At 37.3% G+C, this 9720-nt stretch carries 9 protein-coding genes; 8 read left to right on the plus strand and 1 reads right to left on the minus strand.

Going from position 1 to position 9720, the window contains the following annotated elements:
- Positions 1–10: 10 nt before the first annotated feature.
- From rpsD to ctlX, 8 genes are all read left to right on the plus strand, one after another.
- The gene (rpsD, locus tag Q0X89_RS12590; RefSeq protein WP_297694704.1) at positions 11–616 is read left to right on the plus strand and encodes a 30S ribosomal protein S4; all 606 of its coding nucleotides are present in this window, start codon (positions 11–13) and stop codon (positions 614–616) included.
- Positions 617–635: 19 nt separating this feature from the next.
- Entirely contained in the window at positions 636–1628 is a 993-nt protein-coding gene (locus tag Q0X89_RS12595) for a DNA-directed RNA polymerase subunit alpha (protein ID WP_297694706.1), read from the plus strand.
- Between the two features lie 56 nt (positions 1629–1684).
- Positions 1685–2212 carry a 50S ribosomal protein L17 gene (rplQ, locus tag Q0X89_RS12600; RefSeq protein WP_297694708.1) on the plus strand — a complete coding sequence of 176 codons (528 nt, stop codon included), beginning with the start codon at positions 1685–1687 and terminating at the stop codon, positions 2210–2212.
- A gap of 154 nt (positions 2213–2366) precedes the next feature.
- Positions 2367–3494, plus strand: a complete 1128-nt coding sequence (gene carA / locus Q0X89_RS12605; protein ID WP_297694710.1) for a glutamine-hydrolyzing carbamoyl-phosphate synthase small subunit — start codon at positions 2367–2369, stop codon at positions 3492–3494.
- A gap of 99 nt (positions 3495–3593) precedes the next feature.
- Entirely contained in the window at positions 3594–4883 is a 1290-nt protein-coding gene (gene eno, locus Q0X89_RS12610; RefSeq protein ID WP_297694713.1) for a phosphopyruvate hydratase, read from the plus strand.
- Positions 4884–5180: 297 nt separating this feature from the next.
- Positions 5181–6464, plus strand: coding sequence for a citrate synthase (locus Q0X89_RS12615; RefSeq protein ID WP_297694715.1), 1284 nt, complete (start codon positions 5181–5183; stop codon positions 6462–6464).
- Between the two features lie 19 nt (positions 6465–6483).
- Positions 6484–7398, plus strand: a complete 915-nt coding sequence (locus tag Q0X89_RS12620) for a dimethylarginine dimethylaminohydrolase family protein (protein WP_297694717.1) — start codon at positions 6484–6486, stop codon at positions 7396–7398.
- A 140-nt stretch (positions 7399–7538) separates the two neighbouring features.
- Positions 7539–8471 carry a citrulline utilization hydrolase CtlX gene (gene ctlX / locus Q0X89_RS12625; RefSeq protein WP_297694719.1) on the plus strand — a complete coding sequence of 311 codons (933 nt, stop codon included), beginning with the start codon at positions 7539–7541 and terminating at the stop codon, positions 8469–8471.
- A gap of 65 nt (positions 8472–8536) precedes the next feature.
- Here the strand turns inward: ctlX and Q0X89_RS12630 are convergent.
- On the minus strand, positions 8537–9720 hold a 1184-nt coding region (locus Q0X89_RS12630; protein ID WP_297694721.1), incomplete at its 5' end, for a carboxypeptidase-like regulatory domain-containing protein.

The following is a 9720-nucleotide window of genomic DNA, read 5'->3' on the forward strand; positions in this document are numbered from 1 at the left end:
TTAAAAGAAGATGGCAAGATATACAGGACCTAAATCAAAGATCGCACGTAAATTCGGCGAAGCAATTTTCGGAGACGACAAAGCTTTCGAGAAAAAAAACTATCCCCCGGGACAACACGGTAATAACAGACGCCGTGGTAAGAAATCTGAGTATGCTATTCAGTTAATGGAAAAGCAGAAAGCAAAATACACCTATGGTATTCTGGAGAGACAATTCAGAAACCTTTTTGCAAAAGCAAACAGGAGCAAAGGTGTTACCGGTGAGGTACTTCTTCAATTGTGTGAAGCGCGTTTAGATAACGTGGTTTACAGAATGGGGATTGCAAATTCCAGAAGAGGTGCAAGACAATTAGTTTCTCACAGGCACATTACTGTTAACGGGGAATTGGTGAATATTCCATCTTATTCCTTGAATGCGGGTGACGTTGTAGGTGTGAGAGAAAAATCAAAATCACTTCAGGCCATTCAAGATGCGCTTAGCGCAAATAGCAGTGTGTATGAATGGTTGACATGGAATAATGATAAAATGGAAGGAAATTTTGTTTCCATACCAGAAAGAATTCAGATTCCTGAGAATATCAAAGAACAATTAATCGTGGAGTTATACTCTAAATAAAAACATCACAAATCCGACTATGGCATTATTAAATTTTCAGAAGCCCGATAAAGTTATAATGATTGATTCTTCAGATTTGGAAGGCAAATTTGAATTTCGCCCTTTGGAACCTGGTTATGGTTTGACTGTTGGGAACGCCTTACGGAGGGTATTGCTTTCTTCTTTGGAAGGATTTGCAATTACATCCGTTAGAATAGATAAAGTAGAGCATGAATTTTCGGTTATTGAAGGTGTTGTGGAAGACGTTACCGAAATCATCCTAAACCTTAAACAAGTTCGCTTTAAAAGACAAATTGAAGATGTTAATGAGGAAACTGTTTCCATATCCGTAAGTGGTAAGGAACAGCTTACCGCAGGAGATTTTCAAAAGTTTATCTCTGGATATCAAGTGTTAAACCCGGATCTGGTTATTTGCAATATGGATCCGAAGGTGAGCATAAATATGGAGATTATCATTGAAAAAGGTCGTGGTTATGTACCGGCAGAAGAAAATAAAAAGTCTAATGCCCCTTTGGGAAGTATCGCTGTTGATTCAATTTTTACCCCGGTAAAAAATGTAAAATACAGTATTGAAAACTTCCGTGTTGAGCAAAAAACAGACTACGAGAAATTGATTTTTGAGATCGTTACCGATGGCTCAATTCATCCAAAAGATGCATTGACAGAAGCAGCTAAAGTACTTATACATCATTTCATGTTGTTTTCGGATGAGCGTATCACTCTTGAAGCCGATGAAATAGCTCAAACAGAGACCTACGATGAAGAATCTCTTCATATGCGTCAGCTTTTGAAAACTAAACTGGTTGATATGGATCTTTCCGTTAGGGCATTAAATTGTTTAAAAGCGGCAGAAGTAGATACATTAGGAGATTTGGTTTCATTTAATAAAAACGATTTAATGAAATTCAGGAACTTTGGTAAAAAGTCATTGACAGAGTTGGAAGAGCTTGTAATAAATAAAGGCCTCAATTTTGGTATGGATCTATCAAAGTACAAATTAGATAAGGATTAATTTATAGCTAAACACAGGACTTGTCCTGGAGTTAGTAAGAATTTATATAAGTAACAATGAGACACGGTAAAAAAGTCAATCATTTAGGAAGAAAGTCGGCACATAGAAAAGCTATGTTGGCTAATATGGCTTGTTCTTTGATTGAACATAAAAGGATTAATACAACTGTGGCAAAGGCAAAAGCCTTAAAACAGTTTATAGAGCCATTAATTACTAAATCAAAAGCTGAGAACAATCAGACTACGGAAAAAGGAACACATAACAGGCGTATCGCGTTTAAGAATTTAAGAGATAAGTATGCGGTTACAGAATTGTTTGGAAGTGTATCCGACAAGGTAGGTACGCGGCCAGGTGGCTATACCCGAATCATTAAATTGGGAAATAGACTAGGTGATAACGCAGATATGGCAATGATAGAACTTGTTGACTATAACGAGATTTACAATGCCGGTAAGACTGCTAAGAAGAAAACCACCAGAAGAAGTAGACGTGGTAAGAAGGCTGATGAGACAGTAGTTGATAAAGCTACTGAAAATGTAGTTGAAGAGGCTGTGGAAGAAGTAACGGAGGAGATTAGAACCTGAAGCTAAAGAACCAGAAGATTCTGAATCTGAAGAAAAGAAAAATGATTCCGAAGCATAAATTGTTTATAAAATCTTTAATAATTAAAAAAGGATAGACCTAAAAGTCTATCCTTTTTTTTATGTTTATTTGTCAAACTTAATCTTAAAGTACAATATGAAGTATCAGACTAAAAAGAAAGCATTATTATTATTGGAAGACGGAACTATTTTCTATGGAAAGGCCGTAGGTAACAATGAAGGGACCGCATATGGAGAAGTTTGTTTTAATACCGGGATGACCGGATATCAGGAAATATTTACGGATCCCTCATATTTCGGTCAGCTCATGGTTACTACAAATGCACACATAGGGAATTATGGAACCAATATGGATGAAGTTGAGTCTGCTTCTGTGAAAATAGCAGGGTTGATATGCAAAAACTTTAGTTATGAGTATTCAAGACCAAGTGCAGATCATAGTCTGGAGGAGTTTTTAAACCAAAGCAAGCTATTTGCTATCTCCGACGTGGATACCAGAGCTCTGGTGTGTCATATCAGGGATCAGGGAGCCATGAATGCCGTAATTTCAACTGAGGTTGAAGATATTGAGAATTTAAGAAAATCCTTGAATAAAGTGCCAAATATGGAAGGTTTGGAACTTGCTTCTAAAGTATCAACCAAGGAACCTTATTATTATGGAAACACGAATGCCCGTTATAAAATAGCAGCATTGGATATTGGTATAAAAAATAACATTTTAAGAAATCTTGCCAAAAGAGATGCATACATAAAAGTCTTTCCTTACAATACTACCTTTAAGGAAATGAACGATTGGCAACCTGATGGCTTTTTTATCTCCAATGGCCCGGGAGATCCGGAACCATTGCATGAGGCTGTGGAAGTTGCCAGAGAGATCATGGCTAGCAATTATCCTTTATTTGGAATTTGCCTTGGTCACCAGGTAATTGCCCTGGCCAATGGTATTTCTACTTATAAAATGCATAATGGTCATAGAGGGATAAATCATCCGGTATTAAACCTGTTGACCGGAAAAGGAGAAATTACTTCTCAGAATCATGGGTTTGCAATAAGCAGGGAAGAAACAGAGGCTAATCCACAAATTGAAATAACCCATGTTCATCTTAATGACAAAACGGTAGCCGGGATAAGGGTAAAAGATAAAAATGTTTTTTCAGTTCAATATCACCCCGAAGCAAGTCCGGGCCCACACGATGCGGATTATCTTTTCGATCAATTTTTTGAAATGATCGCATCCACTGTTAATAAAGATACCTTGGTTTAAGGAATTGTTATATTACTGACTTTATAAGCCTAAATATGGGGTTACGTCTAACTGCCTTTTGTATCTTTGCCAAATAATTCAACCTAAAAATTTAATACTATGAGTACCATAATTGATGTGCATGCCAGACAGATTTTGGATTCGAGAGGAAATCCAACTGTAGAAGTAGATGTTATAACCGAAAATGGCGTTTTAGGACGCGCAGCTGTTCCTTCAGGGGCATCCACAGGCGAACATGAAGCTGTTGAATTACGTGATGGAGGTAAAGCCTTTATGGGCAAAGGTGTAAGTAAGGCAGTAGAGAATGTAAATACGATTTTAGCAAATAAAATAACGGGGATGTTGGTTTTCGAGCAAAACCTTATAGACAAAACTATGCTGGAACTCGATGGTACACCAAATAAATCTAAATTAGGCGCCAATGCCATCCTCGGAGTGTCTTTGGCCGTGGCCAAAGCGGCAGCTAATGAATTAGGCATGTCTTTGTACCGGTATGTTGGTGGTGTTAGTGCTAATACGTTACCAGTTCCGATGATGAATATTATTAATGGAGGTTCACATTCAGACGCACCAATCGCCTTCCAGGAATTTATGATTATGCCTATTAAGGCAAAGAGCTTTTCGCATGCCATGCAAATGGGGACAGAGATTTTCCATAATCTTAAAAAGGTTTTGCATGACAGAGGTCTGAGCACTGCCGTTGGTGACGAAGGTGGATTTGCACCTACACTTGATGGAACAGAGGATGCATTGGACACAATTGGCATAGCAGTTGAAAAAGCCGGGTACTCTTTTGGTGACGAGGTTATGATTGCATTAGATTGTGCGGCTGCAGAATTCTATGAAAACGGCAAATACGACTATACCAAATTTGAGGGTGAATCGGGAGCAATAAGAACTTCAGATGAACAAGCCGCCTATTTAGCGGAGTTAAGTAAAAAATACCCAATTATTTCTATTGAAGACGGGATGGATGAAAACGACTGGGATGGATTTAAGACATTAACAGATTTGATTGGGGATAGTGTTCAATTGGTTGGAGATGATTTATTTGTTACCAATGTTGAACGATTATCCAGGGGAATTAAAAATGGTATTGCCAATTCTATACTCATAAAAGTTAATCAGATTGGTACACTTACAGAAACTATAGCAGCCGTAAATATGGCCAAAAATGCCGGATATACTTCGGTTATGTCCCACAGATCAGGTGAGACAGAAGATAATACTATTGCAGATTTAGCCGTAGCACTCAATACCGGCCAGATCAAAACCGGTTCTGCATCAAGAAGTGATCGTATGGCCAAATACAACCAATTGCTTCGCATTGAAGAAGAACTTGGTGATGTGGCCTATTATCCACAAGAAAATGCATTTAAAGTAAAATAGAAGCATCGAGTAAATTTAGAAAGCCTTTCTTAGTAAGAAAGGCTTTTTTTTTTGAAATAGAGATGCCTAAAAAAACAACTAAACCATCTCGATTACCAGCGTTTTTTACACAGAGAAAGCCTATGAGGCAGTAGCAGGTGTATCTTTTTTTAAAAAATGATTTTTGCTCTGAAATTGTAACTGCTTGAATAAACTTTTTTTATTCAGATTTCACAATTCTTATTGGTCTCACAAATTGTTAACGTCCTTCCTTTTTCTTAATTTTACCCTACTGGTCTAAAAATTAAAATCTATCACATGTCAGAAAAAGCAACATTGCAAATTAATGGGGAAAAATATGAATTTCCGGTCGTTGAAGGCACTGAAAATGAATTGGCGATTGATATAAAAACTTTACGTTCTTCAAGTAGTGTAATAACGTTGGATCCCGGTTATAAAAATACGGGTTCCTGTGAAAGCGCTATTACATTTTTAAACGGCGAGAAAGGTATTCTCAGGTACCGTGGATATGCTATTGAAGAATTGGCAGAAAAATCAGATTTCCTTGAAGTCGCATACTTGCTCATTTTTGGTGAGTTGCCAAACGAAGAGCAACTTGTAAAATTTGATAAGGACATTAAGGCGGAGGCTCATGTAGACGAAGAAATGAAAAAGATACTTGCAGGATTTCCTAAATCTGCCCATCCAATGGGTGTTTTATCATCACTGACCAGTGCTCTGATCGCATTTAATCCGAGTTCTGTAAATGTTTCTTCAGAAATAGATATGTATCATGCAATAGTTCGGATTTTGGGCAAATTCCCGGTTTTGGTGGCCTGGACCTTGCGAAAGAAAAAAGGTTTGCCACTGGAATATGGAAGTAGCTCTTTGGGTTATGTAGAGAATATCCATAAAATGATGTTTAGAAGGCCCGATCAGGATTATGAAATGAATAAAATTGTCATTGAAGCACTGGATAAACTATTAATTCTTCACGCTGATCATGAACAGAATTGTTCTACATCCACTGTTAGAATAGTTGGCTCATCTCATGCGGGATTATTTGCTTCACTATCCGCTGGTATTTCTGCACTTTGGGGTCCGCTGCATGGTGGTGCCAATCAAGCAGTTTTGGAAATGCTACAGGCTATTGATGATGATGGGGGTGACACTGCAAAATATATGGCTAAGGCTAAAGATAAAAAGGATCCTTTCAGGTTGATGGGCTTTGGCCACAGAGTATATAAAAATTTTGATCCAAGAGCTAAGATTCTTAAGAAGGCGGCAGATGAGGTTTTAGGTGACCTTGGTATTGAAGATCCCATATTGGATATTGCCAAGGGTCTTGAGAAAGAGGCATTGGAAGATCAGTACTTTGTAGATCGTAAGTTGTATCCAAATGTTGACTTCTATTCTGGAATTATTTACAGAGCGCTCGGAATACCGCAGGATATGTTTACTGTAATGTTTGCCTTGGGTCGCCTTCCGGGATGGATAGCTCAATGGAGGGAAATGCGATTGAGGAATGAACCAATTGGAAGACCACGGCAAATATATATAGGAGAAAACTTAAGATCTTTTAAAACCGTTGACAAGCGATAGCCTTACATAGACAAAACCAATGCTGCATTTAAACGTCTATGATGAGACATCCAGGTTAAGAGCAGTCCTACTAGGCACTGCAAAAAGTAATGGCCCCGTGCCAATGCCGGAAGACGCCTATGATCCCAAATCTTTAGAGCATATACTCGCAGGAACCTATCCCCTCGAAGAAGATATGATCCGGGAAATGGAAGCTTTGGCTGCTGTTTTTAAGAAATACGATGTTGAGGTTTTCAGGCCTGAAATTATTGAAGATTGCAATCAGATTTTTTCCAGGGATATCGCCTTTGTAATAGAAGATAAACTTATTAAAGCCAATATTCTTCCGCATAGAGAGGAGGAATTTGAAGCCATTTTACATGTTTTAGAATATATAGCCCCTGAGAATATTCTTTATCCTCCCGAAGAAGTACATATTGAAGGGGGAGATGTTATGCCATGGCATGAATATATTTTCGTGGGAACTTATACAGGACATGATTATCCGGATTATATTACGGCACGTACCAATTGGGAAGGGGTAGAATATATAAAAGAAATGTTTCCACATAAGAAGGTGAGATCATTTGAACTCCGCAAGTGTATTGTAAATCCCAGGGAAAATGCACTTCATCTGGATTGCTGTTTTCAACCCTTAGGCCATGATAAGGGCATTATTCATAAAAATGGGTTCTTGATAGAAGAAGAATACGAATGGTTGGTTTCACATTTTGGCAGGGACAATCTTTTCGAAATCACAGATGAAGAAATGTATCATATGTTCAGTAATGTTTTTTCTATAAGCCCTGATGTCGTAGTTTCTGAGAGAAATTTTAACAGGCTGAATAATTGGCTTAGAGACCAGGGTTTTACCGTAGAAGAAATACCCTATGCTGAAGTCTCCAAACAGGGAGGTTTATTAAGATGCAGCACAATGCCTTTAGTGCGTGACTAGAATTTTATTCAAATTATTCACGATTTTCTAAATAGTCTTACGAGCCTCAAGAGTAGAATTTGTTCTTGTACTATAAGCTGAATTTAGTAGTAAAATGAATTGGGAAATGGTTACATTTATCCCGAATTTCTATTTGACTAATGCAGCAAATTACCAACACCATTTTGATGATTCGTCCGGTCCAATTTCGTATGAATGAACAGACCGCGGTAAATAACTATTTTATGGAGGATATAGACCTTCATAACAATACAATTAACCTTAAAGCACAGCAAGAATTTGATACATTTGTTGCTGTTTTAAGAGCTAAAGGAATTGAGGTTATTGTCATTGAGGATACTCTCGACCCGGACACACCCGATTCAATTTTTCCGAACAACTGGATATCTTTTCATTCCAATGGCACTGTAGTCATTTACCCGATGTTTGCCGAGAATCGCAGAAAGGAGCGAAGAGAGGATATTCTTGATGTTCTTGAGGCCAATGGTTTCCTGATTGAAAACATTATGGACTATACTTCTGCAGAAGAAGAAGGTCTTTTTCTGGAAGGTACAGGTAGTATTTTAATGGATCGTGTTAATCAAAAAGTGTATTGTGCACTTTCAGATCGCGCACATGAAGAGTTGGTAATAGAGTTTTGTGAGGACTTTAACTGCACGCCTGTAATCTTTACTGCATATCAATCTGTTAATGGAGAACGCTTACCAATATACCACACCAATGTCATGATGTGCATGGGTGAAACCTACGCCGTAATTTGTTTAGACTCTATAGATGATAATAAAGAAAGGAAAAATGTATTAGATCATCTGAAACAGGATGGGAAAGAGATTATTGACATAACCGAGGAACAAATGCATCATTTCGCTGGAAATATGCTACAGGTAGAAGGCCCCTCAGGGGAAAGGTATTTAATTATGAGTTCTGCGGCTTATAATAGTCTGAGACCTGATCAGATTAGAAAATTAGAAAAGTACAACCCTATAGTGCATAGTACTTTAGATACTATTGAGACCTGCGGTGGCGGAAGTGCCCGTTGTATGATGGCAGAGGTGTTTTTGCCTAAAAAATAGTCTTATAGCAATTTGGTCTAATTAACTCAGGAGGAAGAAAAAGCTATCTTTTTAACTTAAATAGCTTACTTATCGGATACGGTAAATTCCCTGATGGCCTTATTGGGCTCCATTATATTATATCCTTCCCAGAATTCCGGATTGTAACTGGAAAGGTAGGTGGCTTTAACGGTTTCATTTTCTGCAGAATTGGAAAATTCTCCATTGCTGATCAGCTCAGAATCAAAGACTACTAATTCGTATTTCTCAGTATTGAAATTTACAATATCCAGTTCCATAGACAATTCATTTTGCTTCCTTCTTCCCTTCACATATTTATTTTTCTCAATTACACTCAAAGGCCTTCTTACGCCCATTTTTCTGCCAAATACCTTATCAATGAATCGTAAATCATACTTATCATTGCTGCCTTTGCTGAAAATTGTAGTTCCTTTATAAGTGATTTCCTCGTAGGAGAAACCCAATAATTTTATTCTTTTTAATGAATTTACGTTCTCATAATCCATTCGCATAACTGCAAAGTCTTCAATATTTACATAGATAGTTCCTCTAAAATCAGCGGATCTTTTTGGGTTAAATTCAATGACATACACGCCCTCGTCATCTATGGCTGTAAATCCTTTTAAACTAAATTCATAGCGGTTAGACTTGTCAATAAAATTTAGTTTAGTATCATCATTGTAGAAAAGTTCAGAATAGAGGTCGTGAAGTTGATTTTTTTTGGATGACAGAAAATGTTTATTTCCATCGTCTTTGAATTCATCTTCTAACTCTGCTGCCTCCTCCGAAGAATCAAATATGGAATCAATCTCTACCTTTTGACCAAACCAACCCGACTTAATTTTTAAATAAGAATTAGGCTTTACATTCTCTTTAAAAATTCGCTCCAGTTTAGCTGAAAGCGCTTCCATAGAACCTTCATTGTTTTTATCGTATAATTCTGCTGCCTTTTCAATGTACAATTTATGCTCATCGGGTTTTCTGTAAAAATCACAAAGACTTTCTGTATAATAAGATGCTTTTCTTGGTAAAATGGAGACTACACTATCCAGAAATTTTTTGTTAAGCTCTTCAATAGTAGATTTTTCAAATTCAATATCCAGTTTTGTCATAGTATTGAGGCTGGATTGTCTAAAGAACAAGCGCTGTCTTATAGGCTCTCTATTATAATTAGAAGGTAAATTTTCTTTTACTTTTTCGATAATCTCATCAATACTGAGATCATTGTTAAATAGATATACTTCATTTA

Source organism: uncultured Eudoraea sp. (genome assembly GCF_947258525.1).
Classification (GTDB): domain Bacteria; phylum Bacteroidota; class Bacteroidia; order Flavobacteriales; family Flavobacteriaceae; genus Eudoraea.

Coding starts and splice junctions, on each gene's coding strand:
- rpsD (WP_297694704.1), top strand. CDS start 11: ATGGCAAGATATACAGGACCTAAATCAAAGATCGCACGTAAATTCGGC.
- Q0X89_RS12620 (WP_297694717.1), top strand. CDS start 6,484: ATGCTGCATTTAAACGTCTATGATGAGACATCCAGGTTAAGAGCAGTC.
- eno (WP_297694713.1), top strand. CDS start 3,594: ATGAGTACCATAATTGATGTGCATGCCAGACAGATTTTGGATTCGAGA.
- rplQ (WP_297694708.1), top strand. CDS start 1,685: ATGAGACACGGTAAAAAAGTCAATCATTTAGGAAGAAAGTCGGCACAT.
- Q0X89_RS12615 (WP_297694715.1), top strand. CDS start 5,181: ATGTCAGAAAAAGCAACATTGCAAATTAATGGGGAAAAATATGAATTT.
- carA (WP_297694710.1), top strand. CDS start 2,367: ATGAAGTATCAGACTAAAAAGAAAGCATTATTATTATTGGAAGACGGA.
- Q0X89_RS12595 (WP_297694706.1), top strand. CDS start 636: ATGGCATTATTAAATTTTCAGAAGCCCGATAAAGTTATAATGATTGAT.
- ctlX (WP_297694719.1), top strand. CDS start 7,539: ATGCAGCAAATTACCAACACCATTTTGATGATTCGTCCGGTCCAATTT.